At 67.4% G+C, this 22,856-nt stretch carries 25 protein-coding genes and 1 pseudogene; 13 read left to right on the top strand and 13 right to left on the bottom strand.

The features are described 5' to 3' along the window. Positions 1 to 247: 247 nt before the first annotated feature. Positions 248 to 676 (bottom strand): hypothetical protein, encoded by a 429-nt coding sequence (locus tag H7J06_RS19820; RefSeq protein WP_264040746.1) that lies wholly within the window; start codon positions 674 to 676, stop codon positions 248 to 250. A gap of 179 nt (positions 677 to 855) precedes the next feature. Here H7J06_RS19820 and H7J06_RS19825 point away from each other — a divergent pair, with 179 nt between their 5' ends. Next, positions 856 to 1,236, top strand: coding sequence for a winged helix-turn-helix transcriptional regulator (locus H7J06_RS19825; RefSeq protein WP_264040747.1), 381 nt, complete (start codon positions 856 to 858; stop codon positions 1,234 to 1,236). 128 nt (positions 1,237 to 1,364) lie between these two features. Here H7J06_RS19825 and H7J06_RS19830 read toward each other — a convergent pair whose 3' ends face one another. Further along, a complete protein-coding gene (locus tag H7J06_RS19830) occupies positions 1,365 to 1,931 on the bottom strand; it encodes a dihydrofolate reductase family protein (protein ID WP_264040749.1) in 567 nt (188 codons plus the stop codon). Positions 1,932 to 2,080: 149 nt separating this feature from the next. On the opposite strand from H7J06_RS19830, the gene H7J06_RS19835 reads away from it, so the two are divergent. Further along, a complete protein-coding gene (locus H7J06_RS19835; RefSeq protein ID WP_264040750.1) occupies positions 2,081 to 2,350 on the top strand; it encodes a metal-sensitive transcriptional regulator in 270 nt (89 codons plus the stop codon). 45 nt (positions 2,351 to 2,395) lie between these two features. Here H7J06_RS19835 and H7J06_RS19840 read toward each other — a convergent pair whose 3' ends face one another. Next, positions 2,396 to 3,568, bottom strand: coding sequence for an SGNH/GDSL hydrolase family protein (locus H7J06_RS19840; RefSeq protein ID WP_372515357.1), 1,173 nt, complete (start codon positions 3,566 to 3,568; stop codon positions 2,396 to 2,398). Between the two features lie 218 nt (positions 3,569 to 3,786). After that, positions 3,787 to 4,263 (bottom strand): helix-turn-helix domain-containing protein, encoded by a 477-nt coding sequence (locus H7J06_RS19845; protein ID WP_264040752.1) that lies wholly within the window; start codon positions 4,261 to 4,263, stop codon positions 3,787 to 3,789. A 112-nt stretch (positions 4,264 to 4,375) separates the two neighbouring features. Between H7J06_RS19845 and H7J06_RS19850 the strand changes: the two genes are divergently transcribed. Further along, complete coding sequence (locus H7J06_RS19850) at positions 4,376 to 5,254, top strand: 1-acyl-sn-glycerol-3-phosphate acyltransferase (RefSeq protein WP_264040753.1); 879 nt, start codon at positions 4,376 to 4,378, stop codon at positions 5,252 to 5,254. A gap of 22 nt (positions 5,255 to 5,276) precedes the next feature. Here H7J06_RS19850 and H7J06_RS19855 read toward each other — a convergent pair whose 3' ends face one another. Further along, positions 5,277 to 6,020, bottom strand: coding sequence for an SDR family oxidoreductase (locus tag H7J06_RS19855; RefSeq protein WP_264040754.1), 744 nt, complete (start codon positions 6,018 to 6,020; stop codon positions 5,277 to 5,279). 122 nt (positions 6,021 to 6,142) lie between these two features. Between H7J06_RS19855 and H7J06_RS19860 the strand changes: the two genes are divergently transcribed. Further along, on the top strand, positions 6,143 to 6,610 hold the full coding sequence (locus tag H7J06_RS19860) for a nuclear transport factor 2 family protein (RefSeq protein WP_264040755.1): 468 nt from the start codon (positions 6,143 to 6,145) through the stop codon (positions 6,608 to 6,610). A gap of 6 nt (positions 6,611 to 6,616) precedes the next feature. Here H7J06_RS19860 and H7J06_RS19865 read toward each other — a convergent pair whose 3' ends face one another. Continuing rightward, the gene (locus tag H7J06_RS19865) at positions 6,617 to 7,414 is read right to left on the bottom strand and encodes an SDR family NAD(P)-dependent oxidoreductase (protein ID WP_264040756.1); all 798 of its coding nucleotides are present in this window, start codon (positions 7,412 to 7,414) and stop codon (positions 6,617 to 6,619) included. 283 nt (positions 7,415 to 7,697) lie between these two features. On the opposite strand from H7J06_RS19865, the gene trhA reads away from it, so the two are divergent. Both trhA and H7J06_RS19875 read left to right on the top strand, forming a co-directional pair. Further along, on the top strand, positions 7,698 to 8,456 hold the full coding sequence (trhA, locus tag H7J06_RS19870; RefSeq protein ID WP_264040757.1) for a PAQR family membrane homeostasis protein TrhA: 759 nt from the start codon (positions 7,698 to 7,700) through the stop codon (positions 8,454 to 8,456). A gap of 492 nt (positions 8,457 to 8,948) precedes the next feature. Continuing rightward, on the top strand, positions 8,949 to 9,308 hold the full coding sequence (locus H7J06_RS19875; RefSeq protein ID WP_264040758.1) for a hypothetical protein: 360 nt from the start codon (positions 8,949 to 8,951) through the stop codon (positions 9,306 to 9,308). On the opposite strand, the gene H7J06_RS19880 is transcribed toward H7J06_RS19875, so the two are convergent. Beyond that, the gene (locus H7J06_RS19880; protein WP_264040759.1) at positions 9,260 to 10,471 is read right to left on the bottom strand and encodes an acyl-CoA dehydrogenase family protein; all 1,212 of its coding nucleotides are present in this window, start codon (positions 10,469 to 10,471) and stop codon (positions 9,260 to 9,262) included. The two genes, H7J06_RS19875 and H7J06_RS19880, sit on opposite strands and share 49 nt — an antisense overlap. A 221-nt stretch (positions 10,472 to 10,692) precedes the next feature. Next, a complete protein-coding gene (locus H7J06_RS19885; protein WP_264040760.1) occupies positions 10,693 to 11,175 on the bottom strand; it encodes a TspO/MBR family protein in 483 nt (160 codons plus the stop codon). Between the two features lie 325 nt (positions 11,176 to 11,500). On the opposite strand from H7J06_RS19885, the gene H7J06_RS19890 reads away from it, so the two are divergent. From H7J06_RS19890 to H7J06_RS19905, 4 genes are read left to right on the top strand one after another with little or no spacing between them, the layout of a single operon-like run. Continuing rightward, positions 11,501 to 12,622 (top strand): ABC transporter ATP-binding protein, encoded by a 1,122-nt coding sequence (locus tag H7J06_RS19890; protein WP_264040761.1) that lies wholly within the window; start codon positions 11,501 to 11,503, stop codon positions 12,620 to 12,622. A gap of 46 nt (positions 12,623 to 12,668) precedes the next feature. Beyond that, positions 12,669 to 13,865 carry a polyamine ABC transporter substrate-binding protein gene (locus H7J06_RS19895; protein WP_264040762.1) on the top strand — a complete coding sequence of 399 codons (1,197 nt, stop codon included), beginning with the start codon at positions 12,669 to 12,671 and terminating at the stop codon, positions 13,863 to 13,865. A gap of 15 nt (positions 13,866 to 13,880) precedes the next feature. Then, entirely contained in the window at positions 13,881 to 14,756 is an 876-nt protein-coding gene (locus H7J06_RS19900; RefSeq protein ID WP_264040763.1) for an ABC transporter permease, read from the top strand. Beyond that, positions 14,753 to 15,613 carry an ABC transporter permease gene (locus H7J06_RS19905; RefSeq protein WP_264040764.1) on the top strand — a complete coding sequence of 287 codons (861 nt, stop codon included), beginning with the start codon at positions 14,753 to 14,755 and terminating at the stop codon, positions 15,611 to 15,613. Before H7J06_RS19900 ends, H7J06_RS19905 begins: the two co-directional genes overlap by 4 nt. Here the strand turns inward: H7J06_RS19905 and H7J06_RS19910 are convergent. The 4 genes and pseudogenes from H7J06_RS19910 to H7J06_RS32690 form a co-directional block, all read right to left on the bottom strand. Next, positions 15,610 to 16,401, bottom strand: coding sequence for a hypothetical protein (locus H7J06_RS19910; protein ID WP_264040766.1), 792 nt, complete (start codon positions 16,399 to 16,401; stop codon positions 15,610 to 15,612). The two genes, H7J06_RS19905 and H7J06_RS19910, sit on opposite strands and share 4 nt — an antisense overlap. Before the next feature lie 319 nt (positions 16,402 to 16,720). Next, positions 16,721 to 17,584, bottom strand: a complete 864-nt coding sequence (locus tag H7J06_RS19915; protein WP_264040870.1) for an EamA family transporter — start codon at positions 17,582 to 17,584, stop codon at positions 16,721 to 16,723. An 81-nt stretch (positions 17,585 to 17,665) separates the two neighbouring features. Then, entirely contained in the window at positions 17,666 to 18,220 is a 555-nt protein-coding gene (locus H7J06_RS19920) for a thioesterase family protein (protein ID WP_372515358.1), read from the bottom strand. 14 nt (positions 18,221 to 18,234) lie between these two features. Next, positions 18,235 to 18,483, bottom strand: a pseudogene (locus H7J06_RS32690) (acyl-CoA thioesterase domain-containing protein); the annotation flags it as partial. Positions 18,484 to 18,517: 34 nt separating this feature from the next. Here H7J06_RS32690 and H7J06_RS19930 point away from each other — a divergent pair. Continuing rightward, complete coding sequence (locus H7J06_RS19930; RefSeq protein WP_264040767.1) at positions 18,518 to 19,456, top strand: LysR family transcriptional regulator; 939 nt, start codon at positions 18,518 to 18,520, stop codon at positions 19,454 to 19,456. Positions 19,457 to 19,584: 128 nt separating this feature from the next. Further along, a complete protein-coding gene (locus tag H7J06_RS19935) occupies positions 19,585 to 20,310 on the top strand; it encodes an alpha/beta fold hydrolase (protein ID WP_264040768.1) in 726 nt (241 codons plus the stop codon). Between the two features lie 18 nt (positions 20,311 to 20,328). On the opposite strand, the gene H7J06_RS19940 is transcribed toward H7J06_RS19935, so the two are convergent. After that, positions 20,329 to 21,729, bottom strand: coding sequence for a xylulokinase (locus H7J06_RS19940; protein ID WP_264040769.1), 1,401 nt, complete (start codon positions 21,727 to 21,729; stop codon positions 20,329 to 20,331). 112 nt (positions 21,730 to 21,841) lie between these two features. On the opposite strand from H7J06_RS19940, the gene H7J06_RS19945 reads away from it, so the two are divergent. Next, on the top strand, positions 21,842 to 22,807 hold the full coding sequence (locus tag H7J06_RS19945; protein WP_264040770.1) for a DoxX family protein: 966 nt from the start codon (positions 21,842 to 21,844) through the stop codon (positions 22,805 to 22,807). Positions 22,808 to 22,856: the final 49 nt, after the last annotated feature.

The following is a 22,856-nucleotide window of genomic DNA, read 5'->3' on the forward strand; positions in this document are numbered from 1 at the left end:
GCGGTTCCGCACTCGAGATCCAGACATTCGTCGACGATATTGTTCTCCGCCGGGCATTTCCGGGAGTACGGGCGACACCCACGCCACCTTCGCGAAGACCACTTCGACGAGATGCGCCACGCCGTCGCCGAGCTGAACGATCAATCACTGAGGCGACTCGCCACGAGGCGACCGCACGACCACTTCTAACGCTGGCGCTGCGGTGCCCTGTCGTCGGGTACCGCGCGCAAAGCGGGGTGAGGACCGGTCATCGCTGGTCGTCGTGCGACGGCGGCAGTGTGGGGTTGGCTGCCCGTGTGTATTCGACAAGAGCCGCTGTGCCAGCTACCACTGCAGACAGAGCGACGGCAATGCTTCGCGCGCTCGAGGTGGGGCTGACGTCGCGCCGAAGGCCCGCAGCCAGGAAAGCGGCGGTATCGACGGAGTCCATCACGACGTTCAACGCCAGAAACTGCTGAGGTCGGGTGAAACTGTCCAGCCGTAGCAGTCCAAGCCCTAGAGCGGCGTTGCGGATGGCGAACATCCGCGCATAGGGGATCGCGGGGGTGCCGTCAGCGGCGAGGTTGAAGAACCGGGTGGCCATCCGAGGGGCCAACAAGTGGCTGGCTGCGACGACGAAGCGCCCAGTAGTCAGTGCTTTGCGAGAAGGGACGAGCGAGAGGGCAGATTTGGGCATTGAGTGTCCTTTCGATACTGCACGGCCATTGCCGACTTGGGAACGCGCGTACGAAACAATAGCTTCTATACAATGTATAGTTCAAGGGATCGTCTGCCGGCTCCGCTCGTCGGACGCGTCTAGTGGCGATGTGGTGTAGTCGGAGCGCGGATCGGCGCGACCGAGAAGGGCAGGTGCGAATGACCGATATCGGCGCTCCCAGGACATCCTCCGAGGGCATCGACCCGTACTGCCCTTACTACGCCGCGGCCATGGACTTGGTGGGCCGCCGCTGGGCTGGCGCGGTGTTGCGAGCCCTGATCACCGGCGGCATGCGCTTCGGCGATCTGGCCAGGACCATTCCCGGTGTCACCGACCGGATGCTGTCGCAACGCCTAAAGGACCTCGAATCGGGCGGACTCGTCGAACGTGTCGTCCACCCGAGTACGCCAGTGCAGGTGGAATACCGGCTCACTGCCAAGGGTTCAGCGCTCGGAGGTGTCTTGCTGCATCTCAACCAGTGGGCGTTGGAGTGGATCACCCTGCCTGACGTGAGCGACGGCGACCACGAACTGCCATAGCCCAACCGTCTGACTCCGTTACCGGCCGCCCCTCCGCCGCCCTCGCGGTGACAGATCACGTCACCGTCACGAAACTATCGGTTGGTGCTGAGATGGTCAGATGTGTTCACGCACAACGCTTCACCCGATCAATCGTGCTTTGCCGCGTAGCGCAGCAGGACCGTGCCGCCAGGAAAGGTGCGGTTCTCCAGCAGTCGAAGCGACATCCACGACGGCAGCGCCGGGAAGAACGGCGTGCCGCCGCCCACGACGACGGGTGCCACCACGATCCGGTACTCGTCCACCAGTCCGGCCGCCACGATCGGTGCGGCCAGCGTCGCGCCGGCGACCTCCAGCGTGCCGTCGGTCTCGGCCTTCAGCTTCGTGACCACCTCGACCGGGTCGCCGCGTTCCAGGCGAGAGTTCCAGTCGACGGACTCGAGGGTGTGCGAGAACACGACCTTGGGCATGTTGCGCCAGATGTGGGCGAAGTCGACGATCAGACGGGGCGCGTCCACGGCGTCGTCGGCGGTGGGCCAGTACGCGGACATCAGTTCGTAGAGTCGCCGCCCGTAGAACGACAGGGCGGTCTCGCGTTCGAAGTCGTTCCAGTACTGGTGCAGTTCTTCGCTCGGCTCGGACCAGTCGATGTCGCCTCGGGCGTCGGCGATGTAGCCGTCGACCGAGACGTTGAAGCCGTAGATGAGTTTTCCCATGCAGGTCAGACTGCTCCGGAGGGCGAACCTCATCGCATCACTAGTGCCGCGACCGCGCGCTACTCCCCTGCGCACTCGCTCGGCGCCAGCCACCCTCGCATACCCCAGTGGGTACTGTGTGGTGGGAATGCGAACCGAAGGGTGTGACCATGAAGCGTGACGACGAGAACATGTCGGCGGTGCTCAACCGCTTGCGGCGGGCGCAGGGACAACTGTCGGGAGTGATCTCGATGATCGAGCAGGGCCGTGACTGCAAGGACGTCGTCACCCAGCTTGCCGCGGTGTCCAAGGCGCTCGACCGTGCGGGTTTCAAGATCGTCGCCTCGGGCCTTCGGGATTGCATCGCCGGCGAGGGCGCGGACGGCGCGGATCCCTTGACCGAAGCCGAACTCGAGAAGCTGTTCTTGGCGCTCGCCTGACGAAGCGGGATCCCTGAGTGTCCGCGCACGGTGCATTCGCGGCGCTCAACCGTTCGCGAAGGGCCCGTCGGCCGAGAACGCAGAACGCGCGAAGCGCTCGCCGATCAACCCGTGCGTGACCGCATCTGGATGCAGGTTGTCGGGCAGTGGATGGTCGGCGAAGTCCGACGGGCCGTACAGATGGTGGCCGTCGAGGTAGTGAAGGTGTGGATCTTCCGCGGTTCGCGCAGCCATCACGGCGGCGAGTTGCTCGCGGATGACCGTCAGCGTGAGGCTGCCCCGGCTCACTGTGGCCGGATCCCCCGTCGCGACGAAGCGCACGACGCCGTCGGCGAGGGCCGCAGGGTCGAAAGCTCCTGGCCCTGGGGTTTTTTCGTGTATCGGGCAATACAAGGGCCCGACGACGAGCAATGGAACCCGTGGGTGTCCGTCACGAATCGTGTCCAAGAACCCGTGCACCGCGGGACCGAAGGCCCGTACCCGCATGACATCGGCGTTGACGACATTGATGCCGATCTTGACGCTGATGACGTCGGCCGGCGTGTCGCGCATCGTGCGGGCAGTGAAGGGGTCGAGCATCGCACTGCCCGCCAGTCCGAGGTTGATCAAGTCGACCCCGCCGAGCGCCGCGGCCACCGCGGGCCAGGTCGTGCTGGGACTCGACGCATTCGAACCTTGACTGATGGAGCTGCCGTGGTGCAGCCACACCGGCCGATCGCCCGCCGGCATCCGTGCGATCGGCGCGTTGGTGCGAAGCGCCACGATCTCGGTGCGCTCGTGAAAGGGCAACCAGACTTCGACGACCTTGTCCCCCTCGGGCAGGCCGTCGAAGCGCACGGTCCCGGGAGCCCCCCGTTCGACCTCGCTCTGCCCCGAGGTCATGTCCACGTGAAGGACGTTTCCGCCCGTGGTCGTCGCTTGGTGCACGAGGCGGCCGTCGACGGTCAGGTCCACCGTGCCCTCCGGCCGGTCTGGAACACCGGTCAGGCTCACCCGCGTGCGCAGGAGGTCGAGTTCTATTGTGGTGGAGGGGGTTCGGAACGCCAGCCGGACGCCGGAAGGTTGCGCTTCGGCCGACGCCAACTGGGGATCGGCGCACTGCGCGCGGGCTCGCGCGGGGAGACGATGGGGCAACCAGCCGTCGTCGGTGCGCTCCAGCTCGGCCAGGCCACGAAACAGGTCGGCACCGATTGAGTGCGCAGTCAACGGGGGTGTCATGGTGATCTACGTTCTCCTCGACGTGTGTGGACTGGGTGACGTGTGTGGATCAGGTCTCGCCACGGGCACTGTTGATGGCGGCTACCACTTTGAGTCGAAGGTCGATCCTTGCACGTGTGCGAGCGGGAACTGAAGACGACGTGTGAACGACCACAACATGTTCAGTCCCAGCGGTTCGACCATCAGGGCATCTTTGGTGATGGTCACTCGATTCTGGCTCATTCAGGCTCCCCTTCGTCGTCGACTTCCGCTCGGGACAGCAGGCGCTTGCCCAATTGCCCGGCGGTGACGTCTTTTTCGCTGATGATGTTGCTCACGTGGTCGCGGACTCGCGCGTCGACGGCAGCGAGTTCGAGCAGCGCAACCATCAGGAGGTCGAGCCGCTCGTCGGGATCGGCATCGGGTGCGGCCGCGGCGTCGAGAGCGCGCAGGAACAATCCATGCTTGCTTCCGAAGGCGTTGTACAGGCTGCCCCGATGGACGCCCGTTGCCTCTACCAGGTCGTCGACCGAGGCCGCGGTGTAGCCCCGACGTCGAAACACTGCCGCTGCGGCGTCGACCGCGCTGGCCTCGTCGAACCGTCGTAAGCGACCCACGATTTGAGAATAGTCATTCAAGAACGATCGGTCAAGAAACTTACCTGCGATCGCGAGGTGATCATGGAAGAACGAGGCCGACGTGCCGCCACGGCCCACCACCTAAGCGTCGCCACCAAACGGTCGGGCCGGATCTTTCCCAATGGCGCATCGGTCGAGCAGTTGGCACGGCATCATCGACGGGCACGGTCGAACCCCATCGAAAGGCGCCATGCCAGAGCAACAATCACCGGAGCACGGCGACGCCGAGAATCTTGTCGATGCCCTCCTGGCGGCCTACGAGGAAGGCGCCGAGAAGGGCTCCGACGGCGAAGAGTCCTCCCCGGATCTCGTCAGCGGTGCCGCCTTCGCGTTCCGCCGACTCGCCATCGAATTCGTCCGCCGGTACAACCGCCTCGAGGTCACGGCCGAGTTTGGCGCCCCGAACGGGCCGGTGCTCTTCGTGGCCAACCACGGGTTCGGCGGGATCTTCGACCTCAACGTCTTCGCCGTGGGAGCCACGTTCGAAGGGTTGAAGCTGGACCGCGACGTCACCATCCTGACCCACCAGGTGGCCTGGACGCTGGGGGTCGGCCGCCTGATCGAGCCACTCGGAGCGAGACCGGCGAGCACGCAATCGGCACAGGAGGCATTCGGCAGAGGCGAGCACGTCGCGGTCTTCCCCGGGGGTGACCTCGACGCCGCCAAGGCGTGGGAGGAGCGCAACCTCGTCAAGTTCGGCGGACGCGCAGGCTTCGCGCGGTTGGCGATCGACGAGGGCGTCCCCATCGTCCCGATCGTCACCGCCGGTGCGGGTGAATCACTGATCGTCCTGTCGAGTGGGGAACGGCTGGCGCGGGCAATCCGACTCGACAAACTGCTGAGGGTCAAGTCGGCTCCGGTCAGCGTCTCGCTGCCATGGGGCCTCAGCATCGGCGCCGTCGGCATGCTGCCCTACCTGCCGCTGCCAACCAAACTGGTGACCCGCGTACTTCCGGCGATGCTGCCGACCGACGGTGAGGACGCGGCCGACTTCGCACTGCGCGTCGAAACCGCGATGCAGAACGCGCTCACCGAGATGACCACCAACCGGGTCCCCCTGATCGGCTGAGTCGACGTGGTCAGGCGCGACCCTAGAGGAGGTGCCGCGCCATCCCCCCGTCGACGTTGAGGGTGACCCCCGAAACGTAGGAGGCCAGCGGGGACGCCAGGAATGCCGCGACGTCGGCGATCTCGCGCGGGGTTCCGACCCGACCGGCGGGGACGTCGTCGAGGAGGTCGGTGGGCAGTCCGCCCGGGAAGAGCTGCTCGACACGGTCCGTCTGGATGTATCCGGGAGCAAGGCAGTTCACGGTGATGCCGTCTCGGCCGACTTCACGGGAGAGGCTCTTCAGATATGCGGTGGAGCCGGTGCGCATCATGGCCGACACCCCGAGGTTCGGCATGGGTTCCTTGACGCCGGTGGCGGTGATCGCCAAGATCCTGCCGGCTCCGCTGTCGCGCAGATGCGGCAGGCTGGCCCGAACCAAGCGAATCAAGGGCAGGACCAGCGAGTGCATGCCGTCGACCACGGATTGCTCGTCGATCTCGACCGCGGCTGCCGGTGTCGGTCCGCCGGTGTTCCACACGACGATGTCGAGTCGGCCGAAGTTGTCGATCGCGGCGCCGACCACTCCGTCGACGGACTCCGGATCGGTGAGGTCGGTGACATGGGGGACGGCGCCGATGGCACTGGCGTGCTCTTGCAACAACTCTCGGCGTCGAGCCGTCATCACGACGTCGACGCCCTCGGTGGCGAGCCGGCGCGCTATCGCCAGACCGATGCCCGACGACGCGCCACACACGATCGCCACACGGCCGCTCAGCTCGAGATCCACGAGTGCTCAGCTCCTCCCGCAGCGGGTCGATCCCCACGGTAGCAAGATCCACTCCGGCTTCTCCGCCGCGACGACCCGGCGCACACTTGACACGACACACCGACGACGAAAGGCACTCGACGATGGCGGAATCGCGCCCACCCCTGCCACCATTCGACGAAGAGGCGGCCATTCGCAAGGTGCAGGCCGCCGAGGACGCGTGGAACACCCGCGACCCGCACGCGGTCAGCCTGGCGTACACGCCCGACAGCGTGTGGCGTAATCGCGGCACCTTCGTCACCGGTCGCGCCGAGATCGTGGAGTTCCTGACCGCCAAGTGGGAGCGGGAACTCGACTACGCACTTCGCAAGAGCCTCTGGGACTTTCACAACAACCGAATAGCCGTGCGCTTTCAGTACGAGTGCCGCGACGCGGCCGGGCGGTGGTGGCGAAGCTACGGCAACGAACTGTGGGAGTTCGACGACAACGGACTGATGCGACGGCGCGAGGCCAGCATCAACGACGTCGGCATCGAAGAGTCCGAGCGGCGCTACTTCGGGCCGCGGCCCGAGGACCAACGCGGGCCCGGCCACGACATCCCCCTGCGCTGACGAAGGCTACTGCTCCCCCAGCCCCATCAGCTCGGTGACGCCGTGGTCGCGACCCGCCGTGTAGCCGCCGTCGACGGCGATCGCTTGCCCGCTGACGAAGCTGGCGTCGGCGGACAGCAGAAACGTTGCCACGGAAGCGATCTCGCCAGCACGTCCGAAGCGCCGCAGTTTGTGCTCGTGGCGTAACGATTCGCGCGGCGCCTCGAAGCCGGGCATGCCCATGACCGAGTCGAACATCGGGGTCTCAATGAACCCCGGGCAGATCACGTTGGCCCGGATGCCACTGGGCCCGTAGTCGATGGCGATGTTCTTGGTGAGCAGCACGACGCCGCCCTTGGAGGCGTTGTAGGCGCTCCCGCCTGCAGTGCCCTCGAGGCCCTCGATGCTTGCCAGGGTCACGATGGCACCTCGCTCGTCGTCCACCCGCTCCTGCCGCACCATCTGCCCGAGCGCGGCGCGGGTCACCACGAAGGTCCCCTTGAGGTTGACGCCGATCACGCGGTCCCACTCCTCGTCGGGCAGGACGTGCACGGGTCCGCCACCGGCGACGCCTGCCGCGTGCACCACGCCGTCGAGTCGGCCGGCCTCGGCTACCACGGAGCTGACCGCGGCGCCCACCGCCGCGGCGTCGAGGACGTCGACGGCCCGGTGTGTGAAGCGACCGGACAGGCCGGCCGGAGCCTCGGCGCCGAGGTCGACGCCCACGACGTACGCGCCCTCGTCGAGCAGCCGCTCGACGGTCGCCCGGCCGATCCCCGAGGCCGCACCGGTCACCAAGATGCCCTTGCCCTCGAAAGTGCTCATCGCCCAACCTCTCTCGCCCAGACTTCCTTAGGCGACATAATTACCCAGGCAAAGGTAGGGCGTAGCCGCTTTCGTGCTCATCCCGGCCAGTTCGTCGTCACGGTGAGATCGCCAACTGTTCACCGCATCGTGATCTGGCAGGCCCGTTCGCTGGTGATCATGGCCGCCGACCTTCTGTACCCTCGACGCCAGGCTCGACCGTGCACTGCGGCAGCCACGCCGATGGGCGACGGCTCTACCACGACAGCAAAGATGTCCTGAACGAGCACAGATCGGTAACCACATGAGCGTCACGATCACCGGATCCGCCTCGGCAGTACCGGCGGCCGACGAAGACACCCCGGAAATCCTGAAGGGCGACGACGACCTGCCCCAGGTTCTCGCGGACACCGTCACCGAGATCCTGCACACGCCCAGCGCACGCGGGGCGATCCACGTGGTGTGCGCCGCGGTCGCCATCGTCGCCGGCGCGGCACTGGTGCCGGCAGCGTGGCTCGTCGGACGCCCCAATGCAGGTCTGGCAACGATCGTCTACAGCGCCACGATCATCGGGATGTTCAGCGTCAGCGCGGTCTACCACCGCGTCCACTGGACCAGCCCGGACGCGCGAAAGTGGATGAAGCGCGCCGATCACTCGATGATCTTCCTCTTCATCGCCGGCAGTTACACGCCGTTGGCGCTGCTGGCCATGCCGCCGCACACGGCGAAGCTGGTGCTCACGATCGTCTATTCGGGCGCCGCGGCCGGGGTGGCGTTGAAGATGTTCTGGCCGTCCGCGCCGCGATGGGTCGGGGTCCCGCTCTACCTGATCCTCGGCTACACGGCGATCTTCTTCGCCGGCGTCCTGCTGGACGGTGCGGGCCTGGCCGTCGTGGTGCTGCTCTGTGCGGGTGCCGTCCTTTACAACATCGGTGCGGTCCTCTACGGCGTCCGGTGGCCCAACCCGTGGCCGCGCACGTTCGGCTACCACGAGTTCTTTCACGCGTTCACCGCCGCCGCCGCGGCCTGCCACTACGCCGCGATCTGGCTCGTCGTCCTCTGACGCGAACGCCGCGCGACACTGTCGATCTGCTGCAAGCACGGCAAATTCACCGGGAGCCAGATCCCCAGGTTCGCGTCGGTGGGCCCTGAGGTCGACGGCTGCGTTGCGCGTCGTCCCAGATCAGCGGCCTCTTCACCGTCACCATCGGCAAGTGCTGCGTCGACGCGCCCTTGAACATCCCATGCGGATTGCCTGCCACAGTCCTGGCGACGCCGTTGCGGGGGTGTGGACCACCCGCTCGACGGCAACACTGGGCGCGTCGGAGCAAACACTTACGGGACGGAAGGCCACGATGACGATGAATCACTGGGCCAGGCTGGCGGCCGGTGCGGCCGTCTCGGCGTCGCTTACGGGAATTGGGCTGGGTCTCGTGCCAGCCATGGCCCACGCCGACCCACCGCCCTGCCCGCCGGGCCAATTCTGCGGAGCCGGCGGACCGGGTGGGCCAGGCGCACCGGGTGGGCCAGGCGGACCCGGATGGCACGACGGCCATTGGCAGAACGGACCGGGTGGGCCGGGTGGGCCGCCGCCCCCGCCGGGTGGACCGGGTGGACCGCCACCCCCGCCAGGTGGGCAGGGTGGACCGCCACCGCCACCGGACTGGCATCCGGGCCCGGTACCACCGCCACCGCCGTGGCAGCGGCCGGTGCCTCCGCCACCGTGGGCGCCGCCTCCGCCTCCGCCGCCACCATGGCAACAGGACGCCCCGGTCATCTGGGACCAGAGCCAGAACGCATGGGGATTCTGGCTCGGGCCGATCTGGATCCCGCTGTAGTCGACCGCCCGGAGCTGCCGCTGGAGGCCTACTTCAGCGGCAGCCCGGTGATCGCCCGCGCCATCACCAAGCGCTGAATCTCGCTGGTGCCCTCGAAGATCGTGAAGATCTTTGCGTCGCGATGCATGCGCTCTACCGGATAGTCCCGGGTGTAGCCGTTTCCGCCGAGGATCTGGATGGCCTCGTCGGTGACGTAGACCGCGGTCTCGCTGGCGGCGAGCTTGGCCATCGAACCCTCGGCGTTGACGAACGGCTTGTCGTTGCGGGCCATCCAGCCGGCTCGCCACACCAGCAACCGTGCGGTGTCGATCCGGGTCCGCATGTCGGCGAGCTTGAACGCGATGGCCTGGAAGTCCCCGATCTTGCGCCCGAACTGCTCACGCTCCTGGGCGTAGTCCAACGCGTACTCGTACGCCGCGCGTGCCACGCCCAAGGCCATCGCCCCGACCGTCGGGCGGGTGCGTTCGAAGGTCTTCATCGCGGCCTGACCGGCTGAGCTCTTGCCCTCGCGCGCCTTGGCGATGCGTTCGTCGAACTTGTCCTTGCCGCCGATGATCAGCCGGCCCGGGATGCGGACGTCGTCGAGCACGACCTCAGCGGTGTGCGACGCCCGGATGCCGTGCTTCTTGAACTTTTGGCCCTGGCTGAAGCCCTTGGTCCCCGGCGGAATGATGAACGTGGCCTGACCGCGGGACCCCAATTCGGGGTAGACCGACGCGACGACGATGTGCACGTTGGCAATGCCGCCGTTGGTCGCCCACGTCTTGGTGCCGTTGATGATCCACTCGTCGTTGGCCTCGTCGTACCGGGCGCGGGTGATGATGGCCGACACGTCCGAACCGGCGCCCGGCTCCGACGCGCAGAATGAGGCGAGGAGGGGTTCGTCGACGGTGCCGAACATTTGGGGCAGCCACTCCCCCAACTGCTCGGGAGTCCCCGTGGCGGCCAGTGAGGCGGCGGCGAGTCCGGTGCCCAGGATCGACAGCGCGATGCCCGCGTCACCCCAGAACGTCTCCTCGAACACGGTGAGCAACCCGAGCCCGCTCGGCTCGGCGGCCTGCGTCGCAAAGAGCTCCACGGAGTACAGGCCCACCTTGGCGGCTTCCTGGATGATCGGCCACGGAGTTTCCTCGCGCTCGTCCCACTCCGCCGCCGCGGGCCTGACGACCTTTTCGGCGAAGTCGTGAACCCAGTCACGAACCTCGATCACGTCGTCGGAGAGTTCGAGCGAGAACGTCATGCGACTGTTCCTTCCGGCGGAATCAACCCGCGCAGGGTGGCTGAAGTGGTCACGGGCGGCGACCGCGGCACCCGATCAGTGAACGACTGTACGCACCGAACTTACCGGGTATCTAGTTACCCCGTGGCGTGGACACCGACCGCCCCCGCGCACCCGTCATCGTTGCGTCGTCCGACGCGCAACACGAACGCGGACAACGCAAGAACGAGGACGACGGGGTGTCAGCGGTTGAGCCACCAGATGCGGCTCGACAACGCGGTCGCGAACGCGCACCACAGTGGGTAGGGCCACAGTGCCTTCGCCGGGGTGCCGTTCACGCGTACCGCGCGACGGGTCAGGTCTGCGCTGCTGACGGCGAGGGCGCCCGCCAAGACTGCCGACGGGCCGAGTTGACGGCGGTTGAAGAAGAGCCACGACCAGCTGCCGTTCAGCACCAGGTTGAGGGCGAGCAGTCCCGCGTACGTCCGGGCCTCTTGGCGGGCCCTGCGCTCGTCGAGTTCGTCGAGGGTGGCCGCCGAGACCACGGCGACGTCGGCGTACAGCAGCGGCCACACGATCGGAAAGGCTTGTCGCGGTGGCTGAAACCTCGGTTTGCGGAGGCTCTGGTACCAGTTCGACTGAACCGCGGGTCCCGTGGCGAGACCGCCGATCACGGCCGTTGCCGCGGCGGCACTTGCCGTCTTGGCGAGGGTGAGCGCGCGCATGCGACTCCTTTCGACCTACTGAACGTACCTGGCGCCAAACCCGGCTCAAGCGGATTCGGCGTTGCAGCAACCTCGTGGTGCGGATTCCGATTGTCTGAATGTAAATTCGTTGCGGAATCGCTTGCGAAGGGCTCCAAGATCGGCGATGGTTTACCCACAGCGCACGGGTGAATGCGAGCCGCGTCTCCACTTGGAGCGACCCGCCCTTCGTGCAAGAACCAGGGAGGTCGTCCTGAGCGGCAGACACGGCACCGCCGTCGACAGCACCACCGGAGAAGGCACAGCCAGTCTCGAGCCTGGTCAGCCAGTAATCGAGATCGACCACGTGACTAAGCGCTTCGACGACTACACCGCCGTGGACGACGCCGACTTCTCCATCGCGTCGGGCGAGTTCTTCTCCATGCTGGGTCCGTCGGGTTGCGGGAAGACGACGACGCTCCGGATGATCGCCGGTTTCGAAACGCCGACCGACGGCGCGATCCGCCTCGAGGGCGTCGACGTGTCGTCGGTGTCGCCGCACAAGCGCAACGTCAACACCGTGTTCCAGCATTACGCCCTGTTCCCGCACATGACGGTGTGGGACAACGTGGCCTACGGTCCGCGCAGCAAGAAGATCGACAAGACCCTCGGCAAGGGCGAGGTCAAGCGGCGGGTCGACGAACTCCTCGAGATCGTCCGGCTCACCGACTTCGCCAAGCGCAAGCCGGCGCAGCTCTCGGGCGGACAACAGCAACGCGTCGCGCTTGCCAGGGCGCTGGTGAACTACCCAAGTGCGCTGCTGCTCGACGAGCCGCTCGGCGCCCTGGACCTCAAGCTCCGGCACGCCATGCAGTTCGAACTCAAGCGCATCCAGCGGGAGGTCGGCATCACGTTCGTCTACGTGACCCACGACCAAGAGGAAGCGCTCACGATGAGCGACCGCATCGCGGTGATGAACGCGGGCAACGTCGAACAGATCGGCAGCCCCACGGAGATCTACGACCGCCCCGCCACGGTCTTCGTCGCCAGCTTCATCGGTCAGGCAAACCTGTGGCCGGGCAAGCAGCTTCGGGTCGACGGCGACCTCGCCGAACTCTCGGTGCTCGGCACGACGCTGCGGGCCAGGCCCGGCGACACCGCCATCGAATCCGGCGGGCACGCGACCCTGATGGTGCGACCGGAGCGAGTCCGCGTCTCGATGGACCCACCCGGCGGCGACGTCGCGACGGTGTCCGCCACGGTGACTGACTTGACGTTCCAGGGGCCGGTGGTTCGCCTGTCGATGGACGCACCAGACGGCTCTCCGATCGTCGCCCACGTCGGAACCGAGCAGGACCTTCCCCTGCTGCGGCCCGGCGACCGCGTTCACGTCGCGTGGGCACCGGACGCCTCGCTGGTTCTTCCGGCTGCCGACATCCCGACCACCGAGGACCTGGAGGAGATGTTCGACGCGCCTCCGGAGCCCTGACGCCCCCTTCGACGACCACTCTCCAGAACCACCGAAAGGCACCTCCATGGCGAACGAGTTCGATCCTCGACAGCTGTCCCGGATCGCGTCGACGCGGACATCTCGGCGACGGCTCCTCGGCGGCGGCGCGGCCGCGGCGGCGGCACTGGCGCTCGGCCCGTCATTCCTTGCCGCGTGCGGTTCCAGCAGCACCACGAGTTCCAGCAGCTCGTCGTCCGCACCGCCGGACGACGGAAAGCCGGCGAGCGGCAATCTGCGCATCTCCAACTGGCCGTTGTACATGGCCGACGGGTTCGTTGCCGCCTTCCAGAAGGCCAGTGGCCTGACCGTGGACTACAAGGAAGACTTCAACGACAACGAGCAGTGGTTCGCCAAGAACAAGGAGCCGCTGTCGCGTAAGCAGGACATCGGCGCAGACCTCGTGGTGCCCACCCAGTTCATGGCCCTGCGTCTCAAGCAACTGGGCTGGCTCAACGAGATCAGCGACACCCGGGTGGCCAACCGCAAGAACCTCCGTCCGGACCTCCTCAACGACAAGTCCGACCCGGGCCGCAAGTTCACCGCCCCGTACATGAGCGGCATGGTCGGCTTGGCCTACAACAAGGCGGCGACGGGCCGCGAGATCACGAAGATCGACGACCTGTGGGACCCCAAATACAAGGGCAAGGTCAGCCTGTTCACCGACATGCAGGACGGCCTCGGCATGATCATGACGTCGCAGGGCGGCGACGTCGCGAACCCGAGCATGGACTCCGTGCAGAAGGCCGTCGACCTCGTCAAGGAGCAGAAGGACAAGGGCCAGATCCGTCGGTTCACCGGCAACGACTACGCCGACGACTTGGCTGCCGGGAACATCGCCATCGCCCAGGCCTACTCCGGCGACGTGGTGCAGTTGCAGGCAGACAACCCGGATCTCGAATTCATCATTCCCGAGTCCGGTGGCGACTGGTTCATCGACACGATGACCATTCCGTACACCACGCAGAACCAGCACGCCGCCGAGGCGTGGATCGACTACGTGTACGACCGGGCGAATTACGCCAAGCTCGTGGCGTTCGTCCAGTACGTGCCGGTCTTGTCGGACATGACCGACGAACTCAACAAGATCGACCCGAAGATCGCGGCCAACAAGCTCATCAATCCTCCCCAGGACTACCAGGACAAGCTGCACACCTGGGCGGCCCTCACCGACGAGCAAACCCAGCAGTTCAACACGGCCTACGCTGCGGTCACCGGTGGCTAGGCGTCGGACGCGCACATGGCAGGAGTAGCCAGCAGTAGTCGGCAGCGCAGCAAGATTGCGCCGTACCTCATGATCCTTCCCGGACTGGCGTACCTGGCGATCTTCTTCGTGGTGCCGTTCTGGTCGTTGTTCCGGACGTCGTTGTCGACCATGGGCGGCTCGATCTACTTGCCGCAGTTGACCTTTGCGTGGAACTTCGGCAACTATGCCCATGCCTTGTCGACGTACCAAGACCAGATCCTGCGGTCGCTGCTGTACGCCTTCACCGCGACCGTGGTCTCGCTGGCGATCTCCTATCCGCTGGCCTATGTCATCGCGTTCAAGTCGGGTCGGTACAAGAACCTGCTGTTGGGTCTGGTCGTCCTGCCCTTCTTCGTGACGTTCCTGGTGCGCACCCTGGCGTGGAAGACGATCCTGGCCGACGACGGCGTCGTGGTGCAGTCGCTGAACGCGGTCGGTCTGCTGCCCCCCGACGGGCGCCTGCTGTCCACCAGTTGGGCCGTCATCGGCGGGCTGATCTACAACTCGATGACGTTCATGATCCTGCCGCTGTACGTCAGTTTGGAGAAGATCGATCCGCGTTTGCTCGAAGCCTCGAAGGACCTGTATTCGTCGAGTTTCCGAGCCTTCACCAAGATCATCTTTCCGCTGTCGGTGCCCGGCGTGCTCGCGGGGAGCCTGCTGGTCTTCATTCCCGCCATGGGCGACTTCATCAACGCCGACTACCTGGGCAGCACGCAAACCACGATGATCGGCAACGTGATTCAAAAGCAGTTCCTCGTGGTGAAGGACTACCCCGGCGCTGCCGCCCTCAGCTTCCTGTTGATGGCGATGATCCTGGCCGGCGTGCTGTCCTACACGCGGGCCCTCGGTACGGAGAACCTGGTATGACGTTGCAAGAGGGCGCTGCGGTCGTCGACCTGATCGACCGACCGCGGCGGCCCAAGCGCTCGATCCGGGGCCCGGGAAAGTTGGGCGACCTCGCCCTGAGGGTGGTCGCCGCGCTGGTGCTGCTCTACATCTTCGTGCCGATCTTCGTGATCGTGCTGTTCTCGTTCAACAAGCCGGCGGGCAAGTTCAACTACACGTGGCAGGGCTTCACACTCGAGAATTGGGCGGATCCGTTCAAGTACCCGGCGTTGGCCGAGGCCTTGAAGATGAGCATCGAAGTGGCCGCGCTGTCCACCCTGATCGCTCTCGTCCTGGGCACGCTGCTCGCAATTGCCTTGGTGCGTCAGCGGTTTCGGGGAAGCGGAGCGGTCGACACCTTCCTCGTCCTGCCGCTGACGGCACCCGAGGTGGTCATGGGCGCCTCGCTGTTGACCTTGTTCCTGGACCTCGGGTGGGCGACCGGTTTCACCACCATCCTCATCGCCCACGTGGCGTTCGAGATCAGCTTCGTGGCCATGACCGTGCGCGCCCGGGTCAGGGGCTTCGACTGGACCCTCGAGGACGCGTCGATGGATCTGGGCGCCAGTCCCACCCGAACGTTCTTCAGGGTGACGCTGCCCCTGATCGTGCCCGGCATCGTCGCCGCCGCAATGCTGTCGTTCGCGCTGTCGCTCGACGACTTCATCGTCACCTACTTCGTGAGTGGGTCGACGGTGACCTATCCGCTGTTCGTCAACGCCGCGACGAAGGCGGCCGTGCCGCCGCAGATCGACGTCCTCGCGACCGCCATCCTGGTGATCAGCCTGGTGCTGCTGATGGTCGGAACCCTGTATCGGCGCAAGCGAATCGCGCCCTAGCCGACCCGATCGGTGGTGCCGATCCTCGGTCGGTGGGTCGACAGCACGCCGCGTGTGCGGGCCGACAGGCCGCGCTCGGCCACGGGTCGCCGACGTCGGTGGATCCGCGCCACCTCGACGACGATCGAGGCCACCTGCGCCGGCTCGCCGTGGACGGTGAAGGTTCGTCGGTCCCACCACATCATCTTGGTTTCGTAACGCTCGTCCGGGTATGGCGTGGCGGGAATGGGTGCGACGACGCCGCCCGTCGACCGCCATCGCTCGAGCGTGTGCGCGGCGGACGTGGCCATGTAGTAGTCCACGCCGAGAAGCGCGGTGAGGTGAAAGCCGCTGCGAGCGTGCAACTTGGCCCGGTGTCGGCTGCAGTCACCGCCACCGCTCATCCAGGCGGCCTTCATCTCGATGACACCGGAGGGGATGCGTTGGGCGAGCATGCTGCGAACGTCGGACTCCCCCGGCTGGCCCTGCCACTCGACGACGGCATGCGACTCCTCGGGTGAGTTCAGCGCGCCCTTGGTCCTGACTCCGCCGATGACCTGTCCGTCGACGTCGGTCATCACCCAGAACAGAGCGGTGTCGGCAGCGCACCGATCGGTGTCGGCGTCGATTGCGTCGCTGACGCCGAACCTGGCGTAGCTCGCCACGGCCCCGCGATGATATTCGGCGAACAGATCGGGCGCAGCGGCCGGTTCGGCGATGGTTACCGCGCATTCGGCCGCCGGGTCCCACCAGGACATGGTTCCGCCGGGAATGAACTGACCCGGTTTCGCGAGTTCGAACGTCGTCATGGTTCCGCCTTAGTCGCTTGATGGACCGTCAACGGCAATATAGTACTTTTGTCTTTAAAGTGCTTCTAGCTGGAACTTGCGCACTTTATGACGCATACAGCAAATCAATTGCCAGGTGTCGACCATCGTATTGCACCCAGTAGCCAATGGCGTTCGCCGCTCGGTGACGGACGCGCGTCGACCACGTACGGATCGCCATCATCTGGCTGAACCCGTGGTTGCTCGTCGGCGCGTCGTCGTCGGCGTGGCGTAGCTGGCGTGGCGTGGCTGGCGATGCGATTCCGCCTAGACCCACCGCGCGTGTCAGTCGGCGCCGACGTCAGGTGACGTCGACGAGGACCGGGGCGCGGGATCCGCTCCGGGCGGCGCCGATTCCGGCGGTGACGACGAGGACGATGCCAACCACGCCCGCGACGCCGGGCGCCTGCGAGAGCACCAGAAAACCGATTGCCATGGCGAACGCCGGCTCGATGCTCATCAGCGTTCCGAACGCCGCCGTCGTCAGCCGGCGCAGCGCCATCAGTTCCAGCGTGAAGGGAACCACCGGCAACAACGTGGCGAGACCGATTCCGATCAACAGGATCTCGGGCGTGACCCGCGGGATGACCGCCGGGCCGACGACGACGGTGGAGAAGACGGCGGCGACACCCATCGACACCGCCAGCCCGTTGACGCCCTCCACGCCGTCGCCGACGCGCTGCGTCAGCAGGATGTAGCTTCCCCAACACGCCGCCGCGCCAAGGGCATACGCCACGCCCACCAGGTCGACGGCTGCGGCCCATGGCTGGGTGAGGAGGAGAACGCCGGCGGCGGCCAGTCCCGGCCACACGACCCGGCTTCGTCCGCGACCCTGGGCCACGGCGACGCCGAGGGGTCCGAGGAACTCCAACGCGCTGGCCGTGCCCAAGGGGATGCGGGCGATGGCGGCCATGAACAGCAGGGTGACCGCGGCGGTCACCACGCCCAGGACGACGCACGTGAGGAAGGTAGTCCTGGTGAAGGCCGACCGCCGCGGCCGGACGATGATCAACAGCAGCACCCCGGCCCACGTGAGCCGCAGCCATGCCGCGCCCTCGACGCCGATGTGATCGATCAGCCCCAGCGACAACGCCAGCCCGGCTTGCACGCACAGCATCGACCCCGACGCCATCAGCACTCCCGTGCGCGCCTGGTTCATCGCCATGACTGCATTGAATGGCACGACCACCGTTCGCGTCCACGTGATAAACCGCGACACACCGTTCGACAATCGCGAACGGTGTCGCTACATGATCTCGGCCACGAAGGTGGCGTCAGCCGAGAAGTCGATCTGTGCCGCCGGGTTGCTCACGGCGGTGACGACGCCCGTCCCGAACGCGCCGACACGGTCGTACAGGGTCGCCGACCCCGTGCTGATGCCGTCGGCCGTCCAATGCGAGTCGGCCTGCAGGTAGATCCACTCGTCGACCGGCAGACGGGCCAACGCCACGGTCAGGTCGCCGTTGATGTAGCCGATGCCCGCCGTACCGAGGTTGGTGACCAGGCTGGTGCCCTCCGCGGCGTAGACCGCGTTGACCAGCGGGGAGTTGCTTGCCCCCTCGACCACGTCGACGGCGCGATTTCGAAATCTCTCTTCCGCGAGGTGTTTTGGTGATCCGCGATGTGGGGGCTCCAGCCGCCGTCGTCGCTGCCCATCGCCAGGTGACTCGAATGGCCGACGTCGACCGGCGTCGGCAGGTCCATCGCCGCCGACCACTCCTCGCCCCGTGGCATCGACGAGCGGCGGTACTGGACCAGGATGGCTCTTGCCACCACGACACCGTCCTGGACGAGCTCGCACTCCGAGTTGCGTACCCGCCTGCCGTCGCGGACCAGACGCGCCGTGGCGGTGGTCGGCACTGATCGAGCCGCCTTGAAGAGGTCGATCGTGAAGCGCGCTGGCATGAACTCGTCGAGGCCGAACCGGTCCTCGATGGTGCGCGCGGCCAGCCCGACCAACGCTGGCCCGTTGAGATGATCTGGGCCCCAACGGCTTCGGGCATTATCCGTGGGTAAGAAGGTGTCCTCCGACGTTTGGACGAAGTGGGCCGCACGCGCAGTCATTCTCGAATGGTCGCACGGGGCGGACAATGCCACGGTGGACACCCGCCGCCTTCAGCTCCTGCTCGCACTCTCACGCCTCGGCTCCATGCGTGCGGTCGCGGAGGCCCATCACCTCACCACCTCGACGGTCTCGCAGCAGATCGCGGCGCTCGCCAAGGACGCCGGAGTCGACCTCGTCGAACCGGCGGGGCGCCACGTTCGTCTGACGCCCGCCGGCCGTCGACTGTCCGATCATGCGGTCACCATCCTGGCCGCCGTCGACGCCGCACGTCTCGACCTCGATCCCGACGCCGAACCCGCCGGCACCTTGCGCGTCGGCGGATTCGCCACCGGCATTTGGGTGTCGCTGCTTCCGGTTCTGGCCGACCTCGCCGTCAGCCATCCGCGCGTCGACGCGATCGTCAGCGAGTACGAGCCCGTCGAAGCGTTCCGACTGCTCCTCGACGACGACCTGGATCTGGCGCTGGTCTACGACTACAACCTGGCACCGGCGTCCCTCAACCCGGCGCTGGACGCGATGGCGCTGTGGTCGACCCCCTGGGGCCTCGGCATGCGCACCGACGCGGCGGTCGGGGACACCGCCGATCTGGGTGACTACGCCGACGAGGCGTGGATCGTCAACTCCCGCAACACCGCCGACGAGGACGCGGTGCGCACGTTGGCCGCGCTGACCGGCTTCGCTCCGCGCATCGCCCATGAAATCGACAGTCTGGACCTGGTCGAGGACCTCATCCTCGCCGGCTACGGCGTCGGTCTGCTGCCGCTGAACCGGCCGACCCGGCACGGCGTGTCGGTGCTGCGGCTCGCCGATCCGTCCGTCGTCATGACGGCGTACGCCGCGACCCGCCGCGGCCGGGAGAGTTGGGCGCCGCTGCGGCTGCTGCTGGACGGTCTGTGTCCGCCCCGGGGTGACGAGGACGGGCCCAGGGACGCACCGCCACATCACGACTGGCCCCGACCGGGCGACGGGTGACCCCCTGCTAGCCGGTAACGGACGTAGCCGCTAGCGGTGGTCGGTTCTGGTGGTCAGCGCCGATGTGTCGGCACCGTCGCCACGGGAGTCTGAATGCACTCACCCAGGACCGCCCGAAAGGCTCGACCATGACGAACAACAAGCTGAGCATCATCGCCGCCACCGTCGCGTCCGCCGCGGCCCTGCTCGGTCCGCAGGCCGCCGGGCTGGCGCAGGCGGCCACGGACCCGTCTTGCCCGGCCGTCGAGGTCGTGTTCGCCAGGGGCACCTTCGAGGCACCGGGGATCGGCGACACGGGTCAGGCCTTCGCCGACGCCCTCAACGCGAAACTCGGTCAGCCCGTCGGGGTCTACGCCGTCGACTACCCCGCGTCACTGGACTTCCAGGCGGCCGCCAACGGGGTCGCCGACGCCAGCCGTCAGATCCAGACGATCGCCACCACGTGCCCGAACACCAAGATCGTCCTGGGCGGCTACTCGCAGGGGGCGGCCGTGGCCGGCTACACCACGGCAAGCGCGATCCCGGCCGGTTTCACCCTGCCGGCGGACATCACCGGGCCGATGCCGGCGTCGGTCGCCTCGCACGTCGCCGCCGTGGCACTGTTCGGCACGCCCGACGAGTGGTTCCTGAACCTGGTCGACCACAGCGCCCCACCCATCACCATCGGAGACGCCTACGTGAACAAGACCACCGAGCTGTGCAACCAGGGTGACCCGGTGTGCTTCCCCGGCGGCCTCGACCGGTCCGCCCACAGCGCCTACAAGAACAACGGAGCGGCCGACCAGGCCGCGGCCTTCGTGGTCAACGCCCTCTCGTCGACCCCGGCGCCACACACGGCTCGCGACTCGGCGTGACGTCGCCCGAGACCCGGGTCAGGGTTGACCGAGCGTCAACACCTGTGCGGATCGGTAGCGCTCGAGCACGTCGGGGGTGGCGTCGGCGGTGAACGACGACGTGGCACCGAGGGTCCAGGCCGGCGGCTCGTCGGCTCCGGACACCGTCCACGCGGCTTGCCGGGCCGCACCGAGCGCGACGTACTCCGCGGGCGAGGGGACGTGAACCGGCACCCCGAGGATCGCGGGAGCGACGCGCCGGACCGCTTCCGAGCGAGCACCTCCGCCCACCAGGATCACCCGGCCGGCGTCGACGCCCTGGCGTGAGATCTTCTCCACACAGAACTGGATGGAGGCCAGCAGGCCCTCGACGGCCGCGCGGGCCACGTTGGCGGGCAACAAATTTCGCGTCGTCACGCCGTGCAGTGCGCCTGCGGCGTCCGGCAGGTTGGGTGACCGTTCGCCGTCGAAGTACGGCACCAGCGTCAAACCCTCCGCCCCGGCGGGCGCGGACAAGGCGAGCCGGTCGAACTCGTCGAAGTCGACGCCGAGCATCTTGGCGACCGCCGCCAGCACGGGCGCGCCGTTGAGCGTGCACACCAGGGGAAGCTGACGGCCGGTGGCATCGGCAAAACCCGCCACCAGTCCCTCCGCATCGTGCGGGGCGGCGTCACCCACCGCGCTCACCACGCCCGAGGTGCCCAGGGACACGACGCAGTCCCCCGGTCCGACCCCCAGGCCCAGGGCTGCGGCGGCGTTGTCGCCGGCGCCGGGGCCCAGCACGGCACCCGTGGTGGTGCGGCCCGCGGCCTCCGACGGACCGACGACGGGCGGCACGATCGGACGACGTCCGCGCATCGCCAGCTCGAGCAGGTCCGGTTGGTAGGAGCTGTCCTCGGCGGCGAAGTAGCCGGTGCCACTGGCGTCACTGCGGTCGGTACGGATGTCCGAGACGTCCGTCGAGCCGGACAGCCGCCACGTCAGCCAGTCGTGTGGAAGGCACACCGCCGCGGTCGCGTCGGCATTCTTGGGTTCGTTGTCGGCGAGCCAGCGCAACTTCGTCGCGGTGATCGCCGCGACCGGGACCACGCCGATCCGGTCTGCCCACTCCGCCGCCCCGCCGAGCTCGTCGACGAGCGCCACGGCCGCCTGGCTGGACCGGGTGTCGTTCCACAGCAGCGCGTCTCGCACGATGTTGCCCCGGGCGTCGAGGCAGACCATGCCGTGCTGCTGCGCGCCGACCGAGACGGCGGCCACGTCGTCCAATCCACCGGCGGCCGCGGCGGCGTCGGCCAGCGCTGCCCACCAGGCCGCCGGGTCGACTTCGGTGCCCCCCGGATGCGGTGCCGACCCGGAGCGCACGGTGTCGCCGGTGTCGGCGTCGCAGATCAGGACCTTGCACGATTGGGTGGACGAGTCGATACCCGCGACGAGGGCCACGCCGACCTCCTTCTGCTCTTGGAACGTCCACCATAATGCGGCGCTTCGCGCGGGAACCGACGCTCGGCCGCTCGGGGGTTTGCAACCGACTCACCTGGGGAACAGATCGCGCATGTTGATCCGACGAATTGCGCGTCCCATGCTGGCCACCACCTTCATCACCCGTGGTGTGGAAGCGCTCAAGAGCCCCAAACCTGCCGCCGACGCCGCCCGGCCCACCCTCGAAGGTCTCAGCAAGCTCCCGGATCCGGTCGGCCCCAACGTGCCGACGAACGCCGAGACCGTGGCGAAGGTGACCGCAGGCGTCCAGATCGGTGCGGGTCTGCTGCTCGCCTCCGGCAAGTTGCCGCGGCTGTCGTCGGCGGCGCTGGCCGTCAGCGTCGTCCCCGGCAGCCTCGGCAGCCACGCCTTCTGGAACGAGACCGACCCGGCCCGCAAGGCCGCCGAACGAAAGGCGCTCTTCGCCGACGTCGGCCTCATCGGCGGCCTCATCATCGCCTCCGTCGACACCGAGGGCCGGCCGTCGCTGGGCTGGCGCGGACGCCGGGCCGCGCGCAAGGTCGGCGAGCGCGTCACCAACGTCCTGCCGAGTGGGTCGGATGCCCCGAATGCCCTGATCGACCCCGAGCTCGTCGACAAGTGGGGCGAGGGGCTGCAGTCCGGGCTGCACGTAGGTGCCGAACGTGGGCGCGAACTGGCCCACGTCGCCTACGAGCGGGGTTCCGAGCTGGCCGACGTGGCACTGGAACGCGGTAGCGAATTGGCCGACGTGGCGCGCGACCGCGCACCCAAGCTGGCCAAGAAGGCGCGCAAGCGTGGCCTCGAGCTCGCCGAGCTCACCCAGGATCGCAGCACCGAGTTGGCCGACGTGGCGCAGAAGCGCGGCGCCAAGCTGGTCGACGTCGCCCGCGACCGGGCGCCGGAGTTGGTGGAGGCCGCCCGGGACCGTGGGGCGGAACTGGCCGCGCTGGCCCAGGATCGCAGCAACGAATTCGCGTCGCTGAGCCGCAAGCAGGCCAAGCAGACCCGCAAGGATCTCAAGCGCGCTCAGAAGGAACTCGAGAAGCGCGTCCGCTAGACCCGCGAACCACGACGGCGGGCGTCACCCTAGGGTGACGCCCGCCGTT

Origin of the sequence: Mycolicibacterium hodleri (assembly GCF_025822245.1) — a bacterium.
GTDB lineage: Bacteria > Actinomycetota > Actinomycetes > Mycobacteriales > Mycobacteriaceae > Mycobacterium > Mycobacterium hodleri.

What these genes read in the sequence shown, in the direction of transcription:
- H7J06_RS19935 (WP_264040768.1), top strand. Translation starts at nt 19,585, where the DNA reads ATGACGAACAACAAGCTGAGCATCATCGCCGCCACCGTCGCGTCCGCC.
- H7J06_RS19915 (WP_264040870.1), bottom strand. Translation starts at nt 17,584, where the DNA reads ATGGCGATGAACCAGGCGCGCACGGGAGTGCTGATGGCGTCGGGGTCG.
- H7J06_RS19835 (WP_264040750.1), top strand. Translation starts at nt 2,081, where the DNA reads ATGAAGCGTGACGACGAGAACATGTCGGCGGTGCTCAACCGCTTGCGG.
- H7J06_RS19865 (WP_264040756.1), bottom strand. Translation starts at nt 7,414, where the DNA reads ATGAGCACTTTCGAGGGCAAGGGCATCTTGGTGACCGGTGCGGCCTCG.
- H7J06_RS19910 (WP_264040766.1), bottom strand. Translation starts at nt 16,401, where the DNA reads ATGACGACGTTCGAACTCGCGAAACCGGGTCAGTTCATTCCCGGCGGA.
- H7J06_RS19825 (WP_264040747.1), top strand. Translation starts at nt 856, where the DNA reads ATGACCGATATCGGCGCTCCCAGGACATCCTCCGAGGGCATCGACCCG.
- H7J06_RS19820 (WP_264040746.1), bottom strand. Translation starts at nt 676, where the DNA reads ATGCCCAAATCTGCCCTCTCGCTCGTCCCTTCTCGCAAAGCACTGACT.
- H7J06_RS19880 (WP_264040759.1), bottom strand. Translation starts at nt 10,471, where the DNA reads ATGACGTTCTCGCTCGAACTCTCCGACGACGTGATCGAGGTTCGTGAC.
- trhA (WP_264040757.1), top strand. Translation starts at nt 7,698, where the DNA reads ATGAGCGTCACGATCACCGGATCCGCCTCGGCAGTACCGGCGGCCGAC.
- H7J06_RS19850 (WP_264040753.1), top strand. Translation starts at nt 4,376, where the DNA reads ATGCCAGAGCAACAATCACCGGAGCACGGCGACGCCGAGAATCTTGTC.
- H7J06_RS19885 (WP_264040760.1), bottom strand. Translation starts at nt 11,175, where the DNA reads ATGCGCGCGCTCACCCTCGCCAAGACGGCAAGTGCCGCCGCGGCAACG.
- H7J06_RS19840 (WP_372515357.1), bottom strand. Translation starts at nt 3,568, where the DNA reads ATGACACCCCCGTTGACTGCGCACTCAATCGGTGCCGACCTGTTTCGT.
- H7J06_RS19900 (WP_264040763.1), top strand. Translation starts at nt 13,881, where the DNA reads ATGGCAGGAGTAGCCAGCAGTAGTCGGCAGCGCAGCAAGATTGCGCCG.
- H7J06_RS19895 (WP_264040762.1), top strand. Translation starts at nt 12,669, where the DNA reads ATGGCGAACGAGTTCGATCCTCGACAGCTGTCCCGGATCGCGTCGACG.
- H7J06_RS19945 (WP_264040770.1), top strand. Translation starts at nt 21,842, where the DNA reads ATGTTGATCCGACGAATTGCGCGTCCCATGCTGGCCACCACCTTCATC.
- H7J06_RS19905 (WP_264040764.1), top strand. Translation starts at nt 14,753, where the DNA reads ATGACGTTGCAAGAGGGCGCTGCGGTCGTCGACCTGATCGACCGACCG.
- H7J06_RS19830 (WP_264040749.1), bottom strand. Translation starts at nt 1,931, where the DNA reads ATGGGAAAACTCATCTACGGCTTCAACGTCTCGGTCGACGGCTACATC.
- H7J06_RS19860 (WP_264040755.1), top strand. Translation starts at nt 6,143, where the DNA reads ATGGCGGAATCGCGCCCACCCCTGCCACCATTCGACGAAGAGGCGGCC.